This is a genomic window from Streptomyces sp. NPDC034037 (genome assembly GCF_055575715.1).
In genome coordinates this window covers 202921-223170 of sequence record NZ_JBVISC010000001.1, presented here as the reverse complement: position 1 = coordinate 223170, position 20250 = coordinate 202921, and the positions used below count along the sequence as shown (strand labels likewise).

Below are 20250 nucleotides of genomic sequence, written 5' to 3'. Positions count from 1 at the left end.
GGGCCCCACGCCTCAGGCGTTCCGGGCGTCCGCGTCCCGGCGCGCCTGGCGAGCCTTGGTGTAGCGGGTCGGCTCGGCCGCCGCCGGGTCCTCCGGCCACGGATGCTTCGGATAGCGGCCGCGCAGCTCCGCCCGCACCGCGCGGTAGCCCTCGCGCCAGAAGGAGGCGAGATCGGCCGTGACGGCGGCCGGGCGCCCCGCCGGGGACAGCAGATGGACGAGCACCGGCACCCGGCCGCCCGCGATCCGCGGGGTCTCGGCCAGCCCGAACATCTCCTGCAGCTTCACCGCCAGCACGGGCCGGTCCGGGTCGGAGTAGTCGAGCCGGATCCGGGACCCGCTCGGCACCTCGAGGCGCTCCGGCGCCAGCTCGTCGAGACGGGCCGCCTCGCCGGTCGCCCACGGCAGCAGCCGCGAGAGCGCCTGCCCGGCGTCGATCCGGCCCAGATCGGACCGGCGCCGCGCCTTGGACAGCTCGGGTTCCAGCCACTCGTCCACGCGCGCGTGCAGGGCGTCCTCGGCCACGTCGGGCCAGGGCGCACCGAGGTGCCGGTGCAGGAACGCCAGCCGCTCCCGCAGCTCCTGGGCGCCCCGGGACCACTTCAGCAGCCCGGTGCCCTCCTCGCGCAGCCCGGCGAGCAGTCCTTCTCGTACGAGGTCGGGGTCCGGGTTCCGCAGGGGCCGCACCACCAGTTCCAGCGCCCCCAGGCGCTCCACGTGCCGCGCCACCAGATCGCCGCCGGACCAGGCCACCTCGTCCCGCTCCGAGTGCAGCGGCGCGGCGGCGGCGCGTGCCGTCTCCTCGTCGATCTGCGCGCCCAGCAGCACGCGCGCGTGCCCGGCGTCCACGGGCCGGTCGGCCACGGCCACGGCGATCCACTCGGCCCCCGCGAGCGACGAGCCCGGCCGCAGCTCGGCGCGGGTGCCGTTGGCCATGAGGCAGACCCCGCCGCCCACCGCCCGGGCCACCCGCTCGGGGAACGCCAGGGCCGCGACGATCCCGGCCGCCTTCTCGTCGGACACGCCCCCGGCCTCCGGAGCGCTCCGCCCGGCGGAGGCCTCCGCCGCCGAGGCCAGGCGCCGCGTCTCGGTGCGCCAGCGCGCCGCGTACCCGTCGCCGCCTTGCCGCGCGGAGCGCCACGCGGCGGTGAGGTCGTCGCCGTACTCGCGGGGCGGCTCCTCGCTCAGGAGGGCCACGACCTCGGCGGCCCGCCGCGCGCCCACCCGCGGCACCGCGTCCAGCAGCGCCCGCGCCAGCCGGGGATGCAGGCCCACCCGCGTCATCCGTGTGCCCCGTGCGCTCACCCGGCCCGTGGCCCCGTCCACCGCGCCGACCGCCGTCAGGACCTCGCGCGCCGCCGCCATCGCGCCACCCGGCGGAGGATCGAGGAGGGCGAGCCCGGAGGCGTCCGGATCGCCCCAGCACGCCACCTGTAGGGCGAACGCGGCGAGGTCCGCCAGCTTGATCTCCGGAGCGGGGAAGCGGGGCAGCCGCCGGTCCTCGGCCTCCGTCCAGCACCGGTAGACGGCCCCCGGCGCCTCACGCCCGGCCCGGCCCGCCCGCTGCCGCCCCGCGGCCTGCGAGGCCCGCACGGTCGCCAGCGCGCTCAGCCCGCGCGCGTGGTCGACCCGCGGCTCGCGCGCGAGGCCCGCGTCCACGACCACCCGCACCCCGGGCACCGTCAACGACGACTCGGCCACGGACGTGGCGAGCACGACCCGCCGCCCCGCCGACCCGGCGAGGACCGCGTCCTGCACGGCGGCCGGCGCCCGCCCGTGCACCTGGAGCACCTCCACGTCCCCGAGGGTGCCCAACTGCCCGGCCACGCGTGCGATCTCCCCGACGCCGGGCAGGAAGCACAGGACGTCCCCGTCCCGTTCGGCCAGCGCCCGCCGCACCACCGACGCCACATGCGTGAGCAGCGCCGGGTCGACCCGCATCCCGTGCGGCGGCCGCACCGGCCGGGCGGGCGGCGCCCACACGACCTCCACGGGGTGCGCGGTCCCGCGCGCCTCCACCACCGGCGCGTCCCCGAGGACCCGCGCCCACCCCTCGGCGTCGGTCGTCGCGGACGCGGCCACCAGCCGCAGCTCGGGCCGCAGGGCCGCCCGCACGTCCACCAGGAAGGCGGCGACGGTGTCCGCGTCGAGGTGCCGCTCATGGCACTCGTCCAGGATCACCACGTCCACGCCGGCCAGCTCCTGGTCCCGCTGCAACCGCTGGAGCAGGACACCGGTCGTGACGACCTCCACGCGCGCGCGTGGGCCCACCACCCGCTCCCCGCGCACCGTGTAGCCGACGCTCTGCCCCACCTTCTCGCCGAGCAGCCACGCCATCCGCCGGGCGGCGGCCCGCGCGGCGATGCGCCGCGGCTCGGCGACGACGACCCGGCGTACGCCCTCGAAGGCGCCCGGCACGTCGATCAGGCCCGCGAGCGCCAGTGGCACCAGCGTCGTCTTGCCCGTGCCGGGCGGTGCGCACAGCACGGCGCTGCCCGGCCCCTCCAGGGCGGAGGAGAGGCGGGGCAGCGCGTCGCGTACGGGCAGGTCCAGGGCGGCGGGGCCGGCGGGGTCGTGGATCACCCGCTCAGTCTCGTACGCAGACGTAGATGGCCGTCCCCGGGATCAGGTTTCCGCGCAGCGGGGACCAGCCGCCCCACTCCTGGGTGTTCCAGGCGGGCCACTGCGGCTCCACGATGTCCACGAGGCGGAAACCGCCCGCCACGATGTCCCGCACCCGGTCGCCGATCGTCCTGTGGTGCTCCACGTAGACGGCGTTGCCCTCCTCGTCCTGCTCCACATAGGGAGTGCGGTCGAAGTAGGAGGCCGCCACGGTGAGCCCCTCCGGGCCGGGCTCGTCCGGGAACGCCCAGCGGATGGGGTGGGTCGCGGAGAAGACGAAACGGCCGCCGGGCCGCAGCACCCGGTGCACCTCCTTGAGGACCAGCACCGGGTCGGCGACGAACGGCATCGCTCCGTAGGCGGAGCAGGCCAGGTCGAAGGAGGCGTCCTTGAAGGGCAGCACTCCCGCGTCGGCCTGTACGAGCGGCACCGAGCCGCCGATCCGCAGCGCGTGCTGGAGCTGGCGGTGCGAGAGGTCGAGGGCGACGGGCCGCGCGCCCTGCGACACGAGCCAGCGCGAGCACTGGGCGGCGCCGGCGCCGATCTCCAGGACGTCCTTGTCCTTGAGGTCCTCCGGCGGACCGAGCAGCTCGGCCTCCACCTCGTCGAGTCCCTCGGGTCCCCACACGAAGCGGTCGTCCCCGAGGAAGGTGCCGTGCTCGTTCTGGTACTCGTCGGCGTTCCGGTCCCACCAGGAGCGGTTGGCGCGACTGCTCTCCGTGACATTCGCGTCACGGCGGGTGGCCTCGGGTTCGGGCAGCTCGGACTCTTGGATGATCGGCTCCATCGTCGTAATCTTCCGTATCCCGCGTCGCGTCTCGTCGCGAAGGGGGCGCCGTGCGGCCGCTGTGGCCTCAGGCGACAGGTTTTGTGCCGGGTATGCGGCGTTCCGCCCCGGGTGTACGCCTTCGCGCATTGACCCTGTCCGGCCGCCCCCGTATGCTACAAGTTGCGCTGCGAGCCTGCGCTCCTCAGACCTAGCAGGCTGCGCTCGCGTCTGTTGTATGTCCCCTCGGTTGTCGAGGCGCCTTCCCTTGCCGGAAGCCGCGCTTCCTTGGCTGTCCGGCTTCTGCAGAGCGAAATCGGCTCCCGGCGTTGCAGTACCTACGACTTCAATGTCCGTACCGGAGCCCTAACCCACATGACGAGCAGCACCGAGACCACCGCCACCACCCCGCAGGTAGCGGTCAACGACATCGGTAACGAGGAAGCCTTCCTCGCCGCGATCGACGAGACGATCAAGTACTTCAACGACGGCGACATCGTCGACGGCGTCATCGTGAAGGTCGACCGGGACGAGGTCCTGCTCGACATCGGTTACAAGACCGAAGGCGTTATCCCGAGCCGCGAGCTCTCGATCAAGCACGACGTCGACCCGAACGAGGTCGTCAAGGTCGGCGACGAGATCGAGGCCCTTGTTCTCCAGAAGGAGGACAAGGAAGGCCGTCTCATCCTGTCCAAGAAGCGCGCTCAGTACGAGCGTGCCTGGGGCACGATCGAGAAGATCAAGGAAGAGGACGGGATCGTCACCGGTACCGTCATCGAGGTCGTCAAGGGTGGTCTCATCCTCGACATCGGCCTCCGTGGCTTCCTGCCGGCCTCCCTGGTCGAGATGCGTCGCGTCCGCGACCTCCAGCCCTACGTGGGCAAGGAGCTCGAGGCCAAGATCATCGAGCTGGACAAGAACCGCAACAACGTGGTCCTGTCCCGCCGTGCCTGGCTGGAGCAGACCCAGAGCGAGGTCCGCCAGACCTTCCTCACGACCCTGCAGAAGGGCCAGGTCCGCTCCGGCGTCGTCTCCTCGATCGTCAACTTCGGTGCGTTCGTGGACCTCGGCGGCGTCGACGGTCTCGTCCACGTCTCCGAGCTCTCCTGGAAGCACATCGACCACCCCTCCGAGGTCGTCGAGGTCGGTCAGGAAGTCACCGTCGAGGTTCTCGACGTGGACATGGACCGCGAGCGTGTCTCCCTGTCGCTCAAGGCGACGCAGGAAGACCCGTGGCAGCAGTTCGCCCGTACGCACCAGATCGGGCAGGTCGTTCCCGGTAAGGTCACCAAGCTCGTTCCGTTCGGTGCGTTCGTGCGCGTCGACGAGGGCATCGAGGGCCTGGTCCACATCTCCGAGCTGGCCGAGCGCCACGTGGAGATCCCGGAGCAGGTCGTCCAGGTCAACGACGAGATCTTCGTCAAGGTCATCGACATCGACCTCGAGCGTCGCCGGATCTCGCTGTCGCTGAAGCAGGCCAACGAGTCCTTCGGCGCCGACCCGTCGGCCGTCGAGTTCGACCCGACCCTGTACGGCATGGCCGCGTCCTACGACGACCAGGGCAACTACATCTACCCCGAGGGCTTCGACCCCGAGACCAACGACTGGCTCGAGGGCTACGAGACCCAGCGCGAGGCCTGGGAGACCCAGTACGCCGAGGCGCAGCAGCGCTTCGAGCAGCACCAGGCTCAGGTCATCAAGTCCCGCGAGGCCGACGCCCAGGCCGAGGCCGAGGGTGCGGCGGCTCCGGCCGGCGCCGCTCCGGCCGCGTCCAGCGGTGGCGGCGGCGGTTCGTACTCCTCGGAGTCGGACGACAACTCCGGCGCGCTGGCTTCGGACGAGGCGCTCGCCGCGCTGCGTGAGAAGCTCGCCGGCGGCCAGAGCTGAGGCTCGCCTCTAGGCGGTAGTAGCTGAACACTGCGGGCCCGCACTCCTTCGGGAGTGCGGGCCCGCAGTGCTGTACGGCGGGTGCCGGCAGTGCCCCTGACGGGCGCTCCTGTGCAGGAGTTTGAACGCGGGAATGCCCGTGGCCCTGTGTGCGTTCTCCGTTACGAACACGAGGAGGAGCGGTCACAGTGCTTGATCCGCAGGGTTTGTACGCATGGGAGCCGAAGGGCCTCGCCGTCGTCGACATGGCGCTCGCCCAGGAGTCGGCCGGACTGGTCATGCTCTACCACTTCGACGGATACATCGATGCGGGCGAGACCGGCGAGCAGATCGTCGAGCGGCTCACGGACAGCCTCCCCGGGCAGGTGGTGGCCCGGTTCGACCACGACCGGCTCGTGGACTACCGCGCCCGCCGCCCCCTGCTCACCTTCCGCCGCGACCGCTGGACGGACTACGAGGTGCCGACGCTCGACGTCCGCCTCGTCCAGGACGCCACCGGCGCGCCCTTCCTGCTGCTGTCGGGCCCCGAGCCGGACGTCGAGTGGGAGCGCTTCGCGGCCGCCGTGCAGCAGATCGTGGAACGGCTCGGCGTGCGCCTCTCGGTGAACTTCCACGGCATCCCCATGGGCGTGCCGCACACCCGCCCCGTCGGCCTGACCCCGCACGGCAACCGCACGGACCTGGTCCCGGGCCACCGCAGCCCGTTCGACGAGGCGCAGGTGCCGGGCAGCGCGGCCTCCCTGGTCGAGTACCGCCTGCTGGAGGCCGGTCACGACGTGCTGGGTGTGGCCGCGCACGTGCCGCACTACATCGCGCGCTCCGCCTACCCCGACGCGGCGCTCACGGTCCTGGAGGCGATCACCGCCGCCACCGGCCTGGTGCTGCCCGGTGTCGCGCACGGCCTGCGCACCGAGGCGCACCGCACGCAGACCGAGATCGACCGGCAGATCCAGGAGGGCGACGAGGAGCTGGTCGCCCTCATCCAGGGCCTCGAGCACCAGTACGACGCGGCTGCGGGCGCCCAGGAGCGTGGGAATATGCTCGCCGAACCGGCCGACATCCCGTCCGCCGACGAGATCGGCCGTGAATTCGAACGCTTTCTCGCCGAGCGGGAGGGCGACGCGTAGGTGCGGGCCCTAAGCTGCCGGTCATGCTGAAAGTGGGTCTGACCGGCGGAATCGGCGCCGGCAAGAGTGAAGTCTCGCGGCTGCTCGTCGCGTCCGGTGCGGTGCTGATCGACGCCGACAAGATTGCGCGCGAGGTCGTGGCGCCCGGCACGCCCGGCCTGGCGGCCGTGGTCGAGGCCTTCGGACGCGGGATCCTCGCGCCGGACGGCTCCCTGGACCGGCCCGCGCTCGGCGCGCTCGTCTTCGCCGATCCGCAGAAGCTGGCCGTCCTCAATTCGATCGTGCATCCCCTGGTCGGCGCCCGCTCCGCCGAGCTGGAACGCTCCGCGCCGCCGGACGCGGTCGTCGTCCACGACGTGCCGCTGCTCACGGAGAACGGCCTCGCGCCGCTGTACGACGTCGTGGTCGTGGTGGACGCGAGCCCCGAGACGCAGCTGGACCGCCTCGTGCGGCTGCGCGGCATGAGCGAGGAGGACGCCCGTGCGCGCATGGCAGCGCAGGCCACCCGGGAGAAGCGGCTGGAGATCGCGGACGTCGTGATCGACAACGACGGCCCGCTGGAGGGGCTGCGGGAGCGCGTCGACGCGGTCTGGGCGGACCTCGTGCGCAGGGCACGGGCGTAGGGCCGTAGAACGTACCGCTCTGCCGGGGTGTCCGCACGGCCCCTGCCCGGGGTGTCCGCGCGGCCGCCCCGGCGCGGAATAGGGGCGGCTGCGGCGGGCGTTGAGACAGGGATGCGAGGGAAGGAGCCCAGCGTGCCCGACACGACCCCCGAGACCCATGTCATCGACTTCCGCGCGGCGGAGCAGCTCCTGGCCGCCCGGGACCCCCGGGGCGCGGTGAAGCTGCTCGACACGGTCATCGCCGCCCACCCGGAGAACACGGCGGCCCGGCTGCTGCGGGCGCGCGCCTTCTTCGCCGCCGCGCAGCTGCGCGCCGCCGAGCTGGAGTTCAGCATCGTGCTGGAGCGCGAGCCGGACAACGCCTTCGCGCACTTCGCCCTGGCCCGCACCTATGAGCGCGGCGCCCGCCCCGATCAGGCGCGGCGCCACTTCCGTCTGGCGGCGGCCCTGGACCCCCAGCCCGACTATCTGGCGGCGGCCCGCTTCGAGGAGCGGGGCTGACCGGCCTCGCGGAGCGGCCTGGGGGGACCTTCCGGTCCGGCCGCCCGCGCCCGTCGGCCGGGTCAGGAAGCGTCCGGCGGGTCGTACGGGGGGATGTCGCGGCCCGGCTGGTAGTGCGGGCCCTGGCGGATGCGGTGCACCACCCAGGTCAGGTCGGCCGCGACCACCACCAGCAGCACCCCGCACGCCACCGTCCAGCCGGCCCGCCCGGCCAGCGCGAAGGCGACCGTTCCGAAGGCGGCCCACACCAGGCCCCATACGCTGAACCAGAAACGCATCCGCAGGGGACTGCGTGCGGTCGAGGGTTCACTGCCCGTGCGCATCATGAGCGTCATCTCCTCCTCCCAGGATAAGGACGGGGGACGAGGGACGAAGGGCGAGGGACGGAGGGCGAGGGACGGAGGGCGAGGGACGGAGGGCGAGGGACTGGAACGGGCGGCGGCACGGGTTGATCGACATTTTCGCGAAAGTCCGTGCGAGAGCGATGAGTTCCCGGTGGGTGGCCTGTCTATACCGGTGACAGCAGCACAGCGCGGCGGCCCGCGGCCTTTCGGGGCGCCGGCCCGCCCGACCGCTCACCGAGGAGACCCCATGGCCGCCATCGCCACCGCCGCCCCCGCCGTCCGTACCGCTCCCCGGGGTCGCGCCGCCCGCATCACGCTGCGCACCCTGCAAGTGGTCCTCGGCGGGTTCTTCGCCGTGGCGAGCGGCGTGCCCAAGCTGATCGCGCACCCCACCGCCGTCGAGGGCTTCGACAAGCTCGGCTGGGGCGCGCCCGGCATGTACACCATCGGCGCCCTCGAACTGCTCGGCGGCGTCGCGCTCCTGCTCCCGCTGCTGTCCTCGCTCGCCGCGACGGCGTTCATCGGCCTGATGGTCGGCGCGTTCATCGTGACGGTGACGGCGTTCGGCGGGGAGAACGCGGCCACGCCGCTGGTCCTGATCGTGCCGCTCGCCTGGATCGCGTGGGCGCGGCGCGAGGAGACGACGAAGCTGGTCACCCGGCTCCGCGCCTGAAGGTGCCGGCCCTCGCGCCTGAGAAGGGCCCACCGGGCCCGCGCTGTCGGCCCACCGGGCCTGCGCTGTCGGCCCACCGGGCCTGCGCTGTCGGCCCACCGGGCCTGCGCTGTCGGCCCACCGGGCCTGCGCTGTCGGCCCACCGGGCCCGCGCTGTCGGCCCACCGGGCCTGCGCTGTCGGCCCACCTCACCCGAGCTGTCAGCCCTCCAGGCCCGAGCTGTCAGCCCTCCACGCCCCGCAGGCGCTCCATCTCGCGGCGGTCCCGCTTCGTGGGGCGGCCCGCGCCCCGGTCGCGGATGCCGGCCGGGGCGACGGCCTCGCGCGGCGGGGGCGGCGGGCTGTTGTCCACGTACGCCTCGGCGGCGACGGGCGCGCCCACGCGCTTGCGGATGAGGCGCTTGACCACGACGACCCGCTCCCGGCCGCCCGCCTGCCGCAGCCGTACCTCGTCGCCCACGCGCACGCCGTACGCGGGCTTGACGCGGTCACCGTTGACCCGCACATGGCCGCCCTTGCAGGCGGCGGCGCCCATCGAGCGCGTCTTGACGAGGCGGACCGACCAGATCCAGCTGTCGACGCGCACCGTGCCCCCGCCCGCCGGCGTCTCCTTCGCGCGGGCGCCCGACTCTCCCGCCTGGGCGCTCGTCGCCGTGGCGCTGCCCGCACCGGCGTCGTCGGGCGTGCGGTCCGTGCCGCCTCCTGAAGTCTCCGAAGCCATGCCCCGACCTTAGTCCGGCTTCCGCGCACCATGGCCGGCTCCCGGCGAGCCGTCCGGAAACCGCTGAGCACCGCCGTCGATAATCCGGACCAACAGCGACAAAACGGTCCGGATGTGTCGTACGACTCCCAGGGGTGCTGCCCATGCCGTCCTTCGAAGCCAAGACGCCGGTCGGCGGGGACCCGGCCGAAGGCCCCTCGGGGAGGCGCGGGCGGCGGAAGTTCACCTTCCCCAGCGCGCTGACCGTCCTCGCCGTCGTCACCGTCGCCGTGTGGCTGCTCGCCTTCCTCGTCCCGTCCGGGCAGTACGACCGGGGCGACTCCGGCGCCCCCGTACAGGGCACCTATCACCGGGTGGGCTCCGGGCAGTCCTTCGTCGACCGCCTGAACGACCTGTTCCTCTCTCCCGTCAACGGCCTCTACGGCATCCAGGACGAGAAGACCTCGCTGGTCGCGCCGGACAACGCCGGCTCGCTGTACGGCAGCGCGGGCGTGTTCCTCTTCGTGCTCGCCATCGGCGCCTTCATCACCGTCGTGTTCGCGACCGGGGCGCTGGACCGCGGCATCGGCCGGCTCGCGCACCGGCTGCGCGAGCGCGGGGCGCTGCTCATCGCCGGCGTGATGGTCGTCTTCTCCGTCCTCGGCACCGTCGAGGGCTTCGCCGAGGAGACGCTCGGCTTCTACGGGCTGATCGTGCCGCTGATGCTCGCCCTCGGCTACGACCGGATGACCGCCGTCGGCGTCATCATCCTCGGCGCGGGCGTCGGAGTCCTGTGCTCGACGGTGAACCCCTTCGCCACGGGCGTCGCCTCCTCCGCCGCCGACATCTCCCTCGGTGACGGCATTGTGCTGCGCTGCGCCATGTGGCTCGTCCTGACCGGCGTCACGGTCGCGTACGTCATCCGTTACGCGCGGCGCGTCCAGCGCGACCCGGAGCGGTCCCTGTCCGGCTTCCTGCCCGGCGACCACGACGCCCGCGACCGCGAGCGGGGCACCGCCGGCACGGCCGAGGTGCCGCGGCTGACCGGGCTGCACAAGGCCGTGCTCGTCGTCACCGCGCTCGTGTTCGCCTTCATGATCTTCTCGGTGGTGCCCTGGTCGAGCGCGCTCACCGGCGACGCGGACGCCACCCCGTACGGATTCGAACTGGGCTGGTCCTTCCCCCAGTTGGCGGCCCTGTTCCTGTGTGCGGCCGTCCTCGTCGGGCTCGTCGCGCGGATGGGGGAGCAGCGGCTCAGCTCGACGATCGTCCAGGGCGCGGCCGACTTCGTCTCGCCCGCCCTGGTCATCCTGCTGGCCCGCGGCGTCACGACGATCATGAACAACTCGAAGATCACGGACACCGTGCTGCACTCCATCGAGGGCATGGTCAAGGGCACCTCGTCCGGGCTGTTCGCGGTCATCGTCTTCCTCGTGAACCTGCCGCTGGCCTTCCTGATCCCCTCCACCTCCGGTCACGCCACGCTGGCCATGCCGATCCTCGCCCCGCTCGCCGACTTCGCCGGCGTCCCCCGCGCCGTCGTCGTCACGGCCTGGCAGTCGGCCAGCGGCTGGATGAACCTGTGGGTGCCGACGACCGCGGTGACCATCGGCGGCGTCGCGCTCGCGAAGGTCGGCTACGACCGGTACCTGCGGTTCGTGTGGCCGCTGCTCGCCGTACTGGCCGTACTGATCTGCGGATTCCTGGCGTTGGGGGCCGCACTGTCCTGACCCTGCGTACGTCCGGCACTGGGGGCGCCGTGACTTGCCCGTACGTACGTTACGTACGGTGGAGGGCATGGACGGCCTGAGCGAACTGGACGAGCGGATCACCGGCTGCCGCGCCTGCCCCCGCCTCGTCGACTGGCGCGAGGAGGTCGCGCGCACCAAACGCGCCGCCTTCGCGGACTGGACGTACTGGGGCCGCCCGGTGCCCGGCTTCGGTCCGCACGACGCCTCGCTCCTGATCATCGGCCTCGCGCCCGCCGCGCACGGCGCCAACCGCACGGGCCGGATGTTCACCGGTGACCGCTCGGGCGAGTTCCTCTACCCGGCGCTGTACGACGTCGGCCTGGCCTCGCGCCCCACCGCCGAGAGCGCCGACGACGGCCTGACGCTGCACGGCACCCGCATCACCTCGCCCGTGCACTGCGCGCCGCCCGAGAACAAGCCCACCACGCAGGAGCGCGACACCTGCCGCCCCTGGCTGGTGAGCGAGCTGAAGCTGCTCGCGCCGACGCTCAAGGCGGTCGTCGTCCTCGGCGGCTTCGGCTGGCAGGCCGCGCTGCCCGCCTTCACGGCGGCGGGCTGGGAGGTGCCGCGGCCCCGGCCGGCGTTCGGCCACGGGGCGCACGTCGTCCTGCCCGGCGGCCCCACCGGGGAGGGCCTCGACCTGTTCGGCTGCTTCCACGTCAGCCAGCGCAACACCTTCACGGGCAGGCTCACGCCCGCGATGCTGCGCGACGTGCTGCGCACGGCCGCCGTCGAGGCGGGGCTGCACCCGGATGGCCCAGCACAGTGAGCCGTGCCGGGTGGGGATTCCTAGCGTGAGGACGTGGACGAGACTCTCGCGGCCAAGCCCTCACCGGCCGCCTACCGCAACCTCGCCGTGGCGACCGTCGGTTTCACGCTCACCTTCTGGGCGTGGGACCTCGTGGCGCCGCTCGGCAGCGACTTCAAGGACCGCCTCGCGCTGAGTTCCTTCGAGCAGTCGCTGCTGGTCGCCGTGCCGGTGATCGTCGGTTCGCTGGGCCGCGTGCCGGTCGGCGCCCTCACCGACCGCTACGGGGCCCGGCTGATGTTCCCGCTCGTCTCGGCGCTGACCATCGTGCCGGTCCTGCTGATCATCCCCGCCCGGAACAGCTACCTCGCGATGCTCGGCGTCGGCTTCCTGCTGGGCCTCGGCGGGACGACGTTCGCCATCGGCATCCCGCTCGTCAACTCCTGGTTCCCGCCCGCCCGCAGGGGCTTCGCGCTCGGCGTCTTCGGCATGGGCATGGGCGGCGTGGCGCTCTCCGGCTACTTCACGCCGCGCATCGCCGAGCACGGCGACAACCTGCCCTTCGTCGTCGTGGCGATCGCCTTGGCCGCCTTCGCGGTGCTCGCCGCTCTGCTCATCACCGACCGCCCTGACCGGCCCGTGCCCACCAGCGCGCTCACCACCCGGCTCGGGCAGGCCAGCAGGCTGCGGGTCACCTGGGAGCTGTCGGCGCTGTACGCCATCGGCTTCGGCGGCATCGTCGCCTTCGGGGTGTACCTGCCGACGTATCTGAAGACCTGGTACGACCTCTCGCCCACCGACGCAGGGACCAAGGCGGCCGGGTTCGCGCTCGTCACCGTCGTCTTCCGGCCCGTCGGCGGCTGGCTCTCCGACCGGATCCACCCGGCCACCGTCACCTCGGTCGCCCTCGCCGTGGTCGCGCTCTTCGCCGTCGTCCAGGCCTTCGACCCGAAGCTGTACCCGATCGGCACGATCTGCTTCCTCGTCATGGCCGCCGGGCTCGGCACCGCGAGCGGCAGCGTCTTCGCGCTCGTCTCCCAGGTCACCCCGCAACCGCAGGTCGGCTCCGTCACCGGCATCGTCGGCGCCGTGGGCGGCCTCGGCGGCTTCCTCCCACCGCTGGTCATGGGCGCCATCTACAGCGCCAAGGACTCGTACTCCATCGGCTTCATGCTGCTGTCCGACCTCGCGCTCGCCGGGTGCGTCTACGCCTACGGGCGGATGCGCAACACGAAGGCGCTCTGACACGCCCTAGGGTGCCGCGATGGGCCTCTATCCGGACCTCGAACCCTACGACCACGGCATGCTCGACGTCGGCGACGGCAACCACGTGTACTGGGAGACCTGCGGCGATCCGCTCGGCAAACCGGCGGTGGTGCTGCACGGCGGGCCCGGCTCCGGCTGCACGCCGTTCTTCCGCAGGTACTTCGACCCCGACGCCTACCGGATCGTGCTGCTCGACCAGCGGGGCAGCGGCCGCTCCACGCCGCACGCGAGCGACCCGGCGACGGACATGAGCGTCAACACCACCCCCCACCTGATCGCCGACCTCGAACTGCTGCGGCGGCAGTTGGGCATCGAGCGGTGGCTGGTGTGGGGGGTGTCGTTCGGGTCGGTGCTCGGACTGCGGTACGCGCAGACGCACCCGGACCGGGTCTCGGAGCTGATCCTCACCGGGCTCGCCACGGGCAGCCGCGCCGAGGTCGCCCTCCTGACGCGGGGCCTCGGCAAGATCTTCCCCGAGGCGTGGCGGGCCTTTCGCGGGGGTGCGCCGGAAAAGGACCGGGACGGGGACCTCGCCGCCGCCTACAACCGGCTCCTGGAGTCGCCGGATCCGGCGGTGCGGGCCGCCGCGGCGCGGTCCTGGACGGACTGGGAGACGGCGTGCGTGCCGGCGCCGCCGCGTTCCGTGCCCCGCTATGAGGACGCGGCCTTCCGGGCCGGTTTCGCCCGGACCGTCACGCACTACTTCGCCCACGACCACTGGCTGGGCGGCGACGGGATCGTGCTGCGCGACGCCGCCTCCCTGCGGGGCACCCCCGGCGTGATCGTCCAGGGCACCCTGGACTTCGGCAACCTCCTCGGCACCCCGTGGCGGCTCCAGCGGGCCTGGCCGGAGGCGGAGTTGGTCCTCGTGGACGAAGCGGGCCACAACGCGGGGGCGCGCGGGATCGCGGCGGAACTGACGAGGGCGGCGGACCGATTCCGCCCGAACTGACGCCCCCACCGACGAGCCCTCCGGGCCCGCGACCAGCCCCGGCCGGCCGAAGACTTAGCCGGCCGGCCCAACCGGCCCACGGACCGCCAGGCCGAGGAGCCCGCCAGTCCACCGGCCCAGGGGCCGACAGGGGCCAGGCCGACGAGTCCGCCGGCCGACGTGCCCGCCGGCCCATGGGCTCACCGGCCCAGGGGCCCACCGGCCCAGGGGCCCACCGGCCGACGTGCCGCGCCAGGCCGACGAGTCCACCGGCCGACGTGCCCGCCAGCCCACTGGCTCACCGGCCCAGGGACCCACCGGCCCACCGTCCCGCCAGCCCAGGGGCCGACAGGCGCCAGGCCGACGAGCGCACCGGCCAACGTGCCCGCCAGCCCACGGGCTCAGCCCACCAGCCCACGGGCTCACCGGCCGACGTGCCCGCCGGCCCACCAGCCCGCCAGCCCAGGGACCCACCGGCCCAGGGACCCACCGGCCCGCCGGCCCACCAGCCCAGGGGCCGACAGGGGCCAGGCCGATGTGCCCGCCAGCCCACGGGTGGGCCAGCCCACGAGCCCACTGGCCCACCGGCCAACGGGCCGACGAGCCCACCGGCCGACCGGCCCACCGGCCCACCGGCCCGCTGGCCGGGCGAGGGACGTCAGTCCGGCGGCCGGGTTAGGCGAGCCGGTCTGGGGCGGGCGGCGTGTTGGACACGCCGCCGGGAGAGTGGTTTTTTCGGGTTCCGGAGGGGGTTCGGCCGTGGCCGGGGGCGGGGCGCCCGCAGACTCCGGGGAACCGCGCCGGGCAGGTCCGGCGCCGACCGCCCGGAGCCGCCCGGTGACCCTGCCGTCCTCTCGCCGCGCACGCCCCCGATTCCCGCTCTCCCGACTGATCGTCGCCGCCGCCCTCCTCCTCGGCGCGGCCGCCACCGGTGGCACGGCGGCGGGTGCCCCGCCCGGGGCGGCACCCGTCTTCTGGGTCGACCCGACCAGTTACGCCGCCCGGCAGGCCGCCCAGTGGCGCGCGGCCGGACGCCTCGACGACGCCCTGCTCATCGACCGCATCGCGACGCGGCCCCAGGCCGTGTGGCCGGGCGAGGAGGCGCCCGGCGCCGTCGTACGGGCCCACGCGCAGGCGGCGGCCATCACGGGGCACACCCCCGTCTTCGTCGCCTATTTCATCCCGCAGCGCGACTGCGGCGCCTACTCCAAGGGCGGCGCCCGCGACGCGGCCCATTACCGCGGGTGGATCGAGGAGTTCGCCTCGGGCCTCGGCACCTCGGAGGCGTACGTCATCGTGGAACCGGACGCCGTCGCCCACATGGTGGCGGGCTGCCCCGGGGCGGACGCCGCCGAGCGCTACGAACTGCTCGCCCACGCCGTACGACGCCTCAAGAGCCGCCCGCACACCAAGGTGTACCTCGACGCGGGCAACGCCGGCTGGATCCCCGAGGCGCAGCGCCTGGTCGCCCCGCTGCGCAGCGCCGGCATCGACGAGGCCGACGGCTTCGCTCTGAACGTCTCCAACTTCCACACCAACGAGGTCAGCGCGGAGTACGGGCACCGGGTCGCCGCGGCGCTCGGCGGGGGCAAGCACTTCGTCGTCGACAGCAGCCGCAACGGCAACGGCCCCTACACCGGCACCGAGGCCTGGTGCAATCCGCCGGACCGCGCGCTCGGCACCCCGCCCACCACCGCGACCGGCGACCCCGCCCTCGACGCGTACCTGTGGATCAAACGCCCCGGCGAGTCCGACGGCACCTGCCGGGGCGGCCCACAGGCCGGCCAGTGGTGGCCGGAGTACGCGCTGGGCCTCGCCCGCCGGGCGCGAAGTTAGGGCGTGTGGTGAAAGTAGCGTCGTCCGCCCGCAGGGCGGGCCTGGCGGCGTCTGGTGCGTGCGCTCGCAAGGCGGAGGGTCGCCCCGATACTGGTGGTATCGGGGTGATCCCGACAACGCGGCGAGGGTGCGTGCCAGGCGTCGCCAGGCAGACGGGACTTTCACCACACGCCCTAGGGGCGCCAGACGCAGCGGATGTCCGGCTCATGTTCCTCGTTGGCCGAGCCGTCCGTGCGTTCCTCCTCGGTGAAGCCATGGCGGGCGTAGAACCGCCGGGCCGGGGCGTTGATCTCGAACGTCCACAGCCAGAGCCCCTCGGGGCTGCGGTCCTTGGCCAGTTCCACGAACCGGTCGCCGATGCCCTGCCCCCGCCACTCGGGGGCGAGGTAGAGCTGGCTCAGCTCGTCCCCGTCGAGGACCATCATGCCGACGGCCTCGCCCGCCGACCGGGCGAGCCAGGTGCCGCCGCCCGGCACGACGACGTACTCGAAGAACTGCCGCACCTCGGCGTCGGAGTGCGCCCGCCGCACGGTCGGCAGCGCCGCGTCGTAGGAGCGCAGGTAGACGTCGGTGACGGCGGCGGCGTCGGAAGCGGTGGCCGGGCGCAGGTCGATCGGGGTGGTCATGGAGCGATCATGTGCGAACCCGGGGGCGCGCCGCATCCCCTTTTGCCCGCGCCCCCGAGGGGCGCCCACCGCACCGGTTGCCCGCGCCCCCGGGGACGTCCACCCCACCGGCGCCACGCCGGCTCAGCGCACCGCCGCCGGTGAGCTCCCGCCCGGCACCAGCAGCGCGGCCTTCCCCGAGCCGTCGGCCGGCGCCGACCAGATGTCCGACTTCCGTCCCCCCTCGCCCGGCAGCGCGTACGCGAGGGTGTGGTCGTCCAGCCAGGCGGCCTGGTCATCGACGCTCCGCCGCTCGGCGACCGGATGTTCGCGCAGCGTACGGAGATCGAGGACGTACAGCCGCCACGGGTGTGAAGTCCCCTTCCGTACGCGCTTCTTGAAGGCGAGGCGGGTGTTGTCGGGGGAGAGGGAGGGGCACTCGACGTTCTCGCGCAGCGCGGTGGCCGCCCACTTCCGCATGTCGCCCCGCACGAGGTAGGTGCGGCCCTTGGTCGAGACGGTCGCGTAGAAGCGGTTGTCGTCCTCGGCGAAGGTCACGCCCCAGTAGTTGACGTCGGGGGCGTGGTAGCGGCGGCCGCGCAGGGTCAGGGGGATCTCCTCCATGTTCTTGACGAGGTAGCCGGTGCGGGTGTCCAGGATCGAGGTGCGGGTGGAGAAGGAGGAGCCCGCGTAGGAGTCGCCGGTGGCGAACATCGTCCAGGACAGCATCCGGCCCGACGCGGAGACGCGGGCCCGGTTGGGGATGCCGGTCAGCGCGATGCGGCGCTTCTCGCGCAGCCGTGCGTCGAGGACGACCGCGTACGCCTTGGGCGGTATCCCGGAGCGGCGTTGCAGGCACAGGCCGGTGCGGGCGGCGGCGTAGAACCGTTCGCAGGACGGGCCACCGGTGGTGCGGGCGTCCTTGCGGGCCGCCGCGCCGGACACGGGGAGCCGGGCGACGCGGCCCGCGCCCGCCTCGGTGCTCCGGAAGTAGAGCTGCCCCGTGTCCAGGCCGAACGCCGACGTGGTGTCGGCCGACCGGGCGCGCTGCGCCGCATGCAGGGTGTACGCGACGGCGACGCCCACGAGGACGGCGGCGACCACGGTGACCGCGACGATCCGGGAGCGCGGCGAGCGCCGGGTGAGGGGAGCGGACACGGTCATGAGGGCCTTTCCGTACGAGGGAGCAGCACGGCCGCGCCCGCGAGCGCCACCGCCAGGGCGACGACCGCGCAGGTCAGCGCCGGCCCGACGCCCCACAGCGTCCAGGCCGCGCCGAATCCGGCGGCGGCGGCCAGCCGGGCGAGGGCCTGCCCGGTCTGGAGCACGGCCATCCCGCAGGCCCGGCGCTCACCCGGCACGAACGGTGCCGCCAGGGCCATGAGGACGCCGTCGGTGGCGGCGTAGAAGACGCCGAGGAGGAGCAGTACGCCGACGAGGAGCAGCCGCCCGTCGGTGGGTGCGAGCAGCAGGACGTACCCGCCGAGGAGCGCCACGTGCCCGGCGAGGAAGGGCACGCGGCGCCCGACGCGGTCGGCGAGCCGCCCCGCCGGTACGGCGAGCAGCAGATAGACCGCGGCGGCACCCAGCGGGAGCAGCGGGAACCACGACACGGCGAAGTCGAGCCGCCGCTGAAGGAGCAGATAGAGGAACGCGTCACCGATGGTGGCCGCGCCGAGCAGCGAGGCGGCGAACAGGACGCGCCGGAAGGCCGGGACGCGGAGCAGGTCGACCACCTTGGCGCGCGGCGGAGTCGGGCCGGCCCCTTTTCGGGGGTTCACCGGCCCCGAGGCCGCCTGCTTCCGTTGCCCCGGCACGAACTCCCGGTGGCCGGGCGCGAATTCCCGGTGGCCAGGCGCGAATTCCCGGTGGCCGGGCACGAACGCGACCAGCGTCAGCACCCCCAGCAGCCCGAAGCAGAAGCTGACGACGAACACGGCGTCGTACGCGTCAGCGGTCGCCCACAGCAGGGCGAACGCGGCCAGCGGCCCGAGCAGGGCGCCCGTGGTGTCCATCGCCCGGTGCACGCCGAAGGCGCGGCCGAGCGCGTCGGGCGGGCTGCTCAGCGAGATGAGCGCGTCGCGCGGCGCGGTCCGCACGCCCTTGCCGATCCGGTCGGCGGCGAGCGCCGCGCCGATGCCGGCGGTGGCACCGCCCGCGAGGAGCAGGCCGAGCCGGGAGAGCGCGGAGAGTGCGTAGCCGCTCCCGGCGACGAGCTTGTGGCGTCCGCCCCGGTCGGCGGCGTACCCGCCGGCCAGGCGCACGAGCGCGGTCACGCCGTTGTAGAGGCCGTCGAGGAAGCCGAACTGCAGTGGGGAGAGGCCGAGCTGGAGGACGAAGTAGAGCGGCAGGACGGCGGTGACCATCTCGGAGGAGATGTCCGTGACCAGGCTGACCGCGCCGAGCGCGAGGACGGGTCCGGCGACGCGGCCGCGCCGGGCCCCGGATTTCTCCGAGGCCTTGGCGACCGCGTCGGTGGTGGCCAGGTACATGGCGCTCGTCTTCTCAGCGGCAGGCGTACGAAGGGCTGGTGTCCTTCGTCGAGCCGTCCGCGGCGACGAGGTTCCAGGAGAACCCGGTGTCGGTGAAGTTCAGCTTGACGACACCGAAGGTCTTGGTGATCCGCTTCTGGCTGTTGGGCTGCACCTCCTCGATGTCGTACGGGTGGGCGCCGCCCATGCCGCCGAGCAGCTCCACGATGCCGTTCGGATCCGCCTTGCCGTCCGCGTTCTGCGGCGCGAACCGCTCGTAGTGGTGGTCGTGGCCGTTGAGCACCAGCTCGGCCTTGTGCTGCTGCAGCAGCTTCCACACCGGGCGGCCCACGGGGTCGTTGCCGTGCTCGCCGGAGGAGAAGAGCGGGTGGTGCCAGTACGCGGCCACGCACTTCCTGGAGTTGGCGGCGAGGTCGTCCTTGAGCCAGTCGATCTGGTCCTCGTCGTCGAAGCTGTTGGAGTCGAGGGCGATGAAGTGCCAGTTGTCCTGGTCGAAGCTGTAGTAGCTCTTGCCGTCGGGGTAGGCGATGGACCCGAAGTAGGACTTGTAGCCCTTGAGCGGGCCGGCCGGGTCGTACGTCTCGTGGTTGCCCGGGACGGGGCGGGTCCTGCTCTTGAAGGCGCCCCAGGTCTTGTCGTAGTAGTTCTTGTAGTCCTTCAGGCGCGCGTCGTCGTACTGGTTGTCGCCCATGGTCATCACGAAGGACGGGTTGATCTGCTTGACCAGGGCCGCCGTCTTGGGGTGCTTGCAGCTGCTGCTGCTCGCGGTGCACTGCTCGGCGATGTCACCGGCGGCGACCGCGGTGAAGCCGGCGCGGGGCCCGGCGCCGGGGGAGGCGGCCGTGGCGGCGTCGGCCTCGGCCTGCCCGGCCGGGGACCAGAGCAGCACGCCGCCGACGAGGGCGAGCGAGGCTCCCATGGCGACGGGGATGCCCCAACGTGCCCTGTGCGAGCGGGAGTTGGGCGTGCGGGTGGGGGTGACGCGGGGGGTGGACGACATGTCCGTCTCCTCGGTTGGCGTGGGGGTGCCGGGCCGTCTCGGGGAATCCTGGCGATCGGACATGTGCGCGTCAATAACATGGACGGCAATTGTTAGGAAACTTTCCTTCCAGTGCGGGGAGGGAGTGCTTGAGCGGCTTTCCAGGGGCGTCGGGCTGCGCCGGACGGGTGGCCCGAGGGACGTCCGGTCGGGTTGTCAGTGGTCTCGCCTAGGGTGGCGAAAGCAGGGGATCGGTGGCGTGAGCAGGGGCTGAGGGAGGTGGCGGCGATGACGGCGGAGACGGTGCGGGTGGCGACGGCGATGACGCCCGACCAGGCCTCCCTCGTGCGCACCTGCGCGGCGGTCTTCCTCCCGGCGGAAGCACCGAGGGAGGGCCGAG

The 20250-nt window shown here is 73.3% G+C and carries 18 protein-coding genes; 10 read left to right on the top strand and 8 right to left on the bottom strand.

What is annotated here, in order from left to right; translation table 11 throughout:
• Positions 1 to 12: 12 nt before the first annotated feature.
• A complete protein-coding gene (gene hrpB, locus ACZ516_RS01085) occupies positions 13 to 2583 on the bottom strand; it encodes an ATP-dependent helicase HrpB (protein WP_469007918.1) in 2571 nt (856 codons plus the stop codon).
• A 4-nt stretch (positions 2584 to 2587) separates the two neighbouring features.
• Positions 2588 to 3409, bottom strand: coding sequence for a class I SAM-dependent methyltransferase (locus ACZ516_RS01080; protein ID WP_358588032.1), 822 nt, complete (start codon positions 3407 to 3409; stop codon positions 2588 to 2590).
• A gap of 354 nt (positions 3410 to 3763) precedes the next feature.
• Here ACZ516_RS01080 and rpsA point away from each other — a divergent pair, with 354 nt between their 5' ends.
• From rpsA to ACZ516_RS01060, 4 genes are all read left to right on the top strand, one after another.
• A complete protein-coding gene (gene rpsA, locus ACZ516_RS01075) occupies positions 3764 to 5275 on the top strand; it encodes a 30S ribosomal protein S1 (RefSeq protein WP_358588030.1) in 1512 nt (503 codons plus the stop codon).
• A gap of 188 nt (positions 5276 to 5463) precedes the next feature.
• Positions 5464 to 6402 (top strand): PAC2 family protein, encoded by a 939-nt coding sequence (locus ACZ516_RS01070; protein ID WP_358588029.1) that lies wholly within the window; start codon positions 5464 to 5466, stop codon positions 6400 to 6402.
• A 23-nt stretch (positions 6403 to 6425) separates the two neighbouring features.
• A complete protein-coding gene (gene coaE / locus ACZ516_RS01065; RefSeq protein WP_469007917.1) occupies positions 6426 to 7025 on the top strand; it encodes a dephospho-CoA kinase in 600 nt (199 codons plus the stop codon).
• A 111-nt stretch (positions 7026 to 7136) separates the two neighbouring features.
• Positions 7137 to 7526, top strand: coding sequence for a tetratricopeptide repeat protein (locus ACZ516_RS01060; protein WP_358911180.1), 390 nt, complete (start codon positions 7137 to 7139; stop codon positions 7524 to 7526).
• Between the two features lie 62 nt (positions 7527 to 7588).
• On the opposite strand, the gene ACZ516_RS01055 is transcribed toward ACZ516_RS01060, so the two are convergent.
• The gene (locus tag ACZ516_RS01055; RefSeq protein ID WP_469007915.1) at positions 7589 to 7861 is read right to left on the bottom strand and encodes a DUF6343 family protein; all 273 of its coding nucleotides are present in this window, start codon (positions 7859 to 7861) and stop codon (positions 7589 to 7591) included.
• Positions 7862 to 8117: 256 nt separating this feature from the next.
• Between ACZ516_RS01055 and ACZ516_RS01050 the strand changes: the two genes are divergently transcribed.
• Positions 8118 to 8543, top strand: coding sequence for a DoxX family protein (locus tag ACZ516_RS01050; RefSeq protein ID WP_469007914.1), 426 nt, complete (start codon positions 8118 to 8120; stop codon positions 8541 to 8543).
• Positions 8544 to 8765: 222 nt separating this feature from the next.
• Here the strand turns inward: ACZ516_RS01050 and ACZ516_RS01045 are convergent, their stop codons facing one another.
• Positions 8766 to 9263 carry an RNA-binding S4 domain-containing protein gene (locus ACZ516_RS01045; protein WP_361081545.1) on the bottom strand — a complete coding sequence of 166 codons (498 nt, stop codon included), beginning with the start codon at positions 9261 to 9263 and terminating at the stop codon, positions 8766 to 8768.
• Between the two features lie 143 nt (positions 9264 to 9406).
• Here ACZ516_RS01045 and ACZ516_RS01040 point away from each other — a divergent pair, with 143 nt between their 5' ends.
• The 5 genes from ACZ516_RS01040 (at position 9407) to ACZ516_RS01020 (ending at position 15774) form a co-directional block, all read left to right on the top strand.
• The gene (locus ACZ516_RS01040; RefSeq protein ID WP_469007913.1) at positions 9407 to 10972 is read left to right on the top strand and encodes a YfcC family protein; all 1566 of its coding nucleotides are present in this window, start codon (positions 9407 to 9409) and stop codon (positions 10970 to 10972) included.
• A 67-nt stretch (positions 10973 to 11039) separates the two neighbouring features.
• Positions 11040 to 11762, top strand: coding sequence for a uracil-DNA glycosylase (locus tag ACZ516_RS01035; RefSeq protein WP_358588002.1), 723 nt, complete (start codon positions 11040 to 11042; stop codon positions 11760 to 11762).
• A gap of 33 nt (positions 11763 to 11795) precedes the next feature.
• A complete protein-coding gene (locus ACZ516_RS01030; protein ID WP_469007911.1) occupies positions 11796 to 12986 on the top strand; it encodes an MFS transporter in 1191 nt (396 codons plus the stop codon).
• A 19-nt stretch (positions 12987 to 13005) separates the two neighbouring features.
• Complete coding sequence (gene pip, locus ACZ516_RS01025; RefSeq protein WP_469007910.1) at positions 13006 to 13959, top strand: prolyl aminopeptidase; 954 nt, start codon at positions 13006 to 13008, stop codon at positions 13957 to 13959.
• Between the two features lie 816 nt (positions 13960 to 14775).
• Complete coding sequence (locus tag ACZ516_RS01020; RefSeq protein WP_469007909.1) at positions 14776 to 15774, top strand: glycoside hydrolase family 6 protein; 999 nt, start codon at positions 14776 to 14778, stop codon at positions 15772 to 15774.
• A 173-nt stretch (positions 15775 to 15947) separates the two neighbouring features.
• On the opposite strand, the gene ACZ516_RS01015 is transcribed toward ACZ516_RS01020, so the two are convergent.
• From ACZ516_RS01015 to ACZ516_RS01000, 4 genes are all read right to left on the bottom strand, one after another.
• Positions 15948 to 16400 carry a GNAT family N-acetyltransferase gene (locus ACZ516_RS01015; protein WP_469007907.1) on the bottom strand — a complete coding sequence of 151 codons (453 nt, stop codon included), beginning with the start codon at positions 16398 to 16400 and terminating at the stop codon, positions 15948 to 15950.
• 123 nt (positions 16401 to 16523) lie between these two features.
• On the bottom strand, positions 16524 to 17543 hold the full coding sequence (locus tag ACZ516_RS01010; protein ID WP_469007906.1) for a TolB-like translocation protein: 1020 nt from the start codon (positions 17541 to 17543) through the stop codon (positions 16524 to 16526).
• Positions 17540 to 18871 (bottom strand): MFS transporter, encoded by a 1332-nt coding sequence (locus tag ACZ516_RS01005; protein WP_469007905.1) that lies wholly within the window; start codon positions 18869 to 18871, stop codon positions 17540 to 17542. The genes ACZ516_RS01010 and ACZ516_RS01005 overlap by 4 nt, the downstream gene beginning before the upstream one ends.
• 13 nt (positions 18872 to 18884) lie before the next feature.
• Positions 18885 to 19871 (bottom strand): metallophosphoesterase family protein, encoded by a 987-nt coding sequence (locus ACZ516_RS01000; RefSeq protein WP_469007903.1) that lies wholly within the window; start codon positions 19869 to 19871, stop codon positions 18885 to 18887.
• Positions 19872 to 20250: the final 379 nt, after the last annotated feature.

Bases quoted from the DNA above. Each gene is read 5' to 3' on its own strand.
- ACZ516_RS01010 (WP_469007906.1), bottom strand. From the start codon at position 17,543: ATGACCGTGTCCGCTCCCCTCACCCGGCGCTCGCCGCGCTCCCGGATC.
- ACZ516_RS01055 (WP_469007915.1), bottom strand. From the start codon at position 7,861: ATGACGCTCATGATGCGCACGGGCAGTGAACCCTCGACCGCACGCAGT.
- rpsA (WP_358588030.1), top strand. From the start codon at position 3,764: ATGACGAGCAGCACCGAGACCACCGCCACCACCCCGCAGGTAGCGGTC.
- ACZ516_RS01060 (WP_358911180.1), top strand. From the start codon at position 7,137: ATGCGAGGGAAGGAGCCCAGCGTGCCCGACACGACCCCCGAGACCCAT.
- ACZ516_RS01035 (WP_358588002.1), top strand. From the start codon at position 11,040: ATGGACGGCCTGAGCGAACTGGACGAGCGGATCACCGGCTGCCGCGCC.
- ACZ516_RS01040 (WP_469007913.1), top strand. From the start codon at position 9,407: ATGCCGTCCTTCGAAGCCAAGACGCCGGTCGGCGGGGACCCGGCCGAA.
- ACZ516_RS01045 (WP_361081545.1), bottom strand. From the start codon at position 9,263: ATGGCTTCGGAGACTTCAGGAGGCGGCACGGACCGCACGCCCGACGAC.
- pip (WP_469007910.1), top strand. From the start codon at position 13,006: ATGGGCCTCTATCCGGACCTCGAACCCTACGACCACGGCATGCTCGAC.
- coaE (WP_469007917.1), top strand. From the start codon at position 6,426: ATGCTGAAAGTGGGTCTGACCGGCGGAATCGGCGCCGGCAAGAGTGAA.
- ACZ516_RS01080 (WP_358588032.1), bottom strand. From the start codon at position 3,409: ATGGAGCCGATCATCCAAGAGTCCGAGCTGCCCGAACCCGAGGCCACC.
- ACZ516_RS01000 (WP_469007903.1), bottom strand. From the start codon at position 19,871: ATGTCGTCCACCCCCCGCGTCACCCCCACCCGCACGCCCAACTCCCGC.
- ACZ516_RS01005 (WP_469007905.1), bottom strand. From the start codon at position 18,871: ATGTACCTGGCCACCACCGACGCGGTCGCCAAGGCCTCGGAGAAATCC.
- ACZ516_RS01015 (WP_469007907.1), bottom strand. From the start codon at position 16,400: ATGACCACCCCGATCGACCTGCGCCCGGCCACCGCTTCCGACGCCGCC.
- ACZ516_RS01050 (WP_469007914.1), top strand. From the start codon at position 8,118: ATGGCCGCCATCGCCACCGCCGCCCCCGCCGTCCGTACCGCTCCCCGG.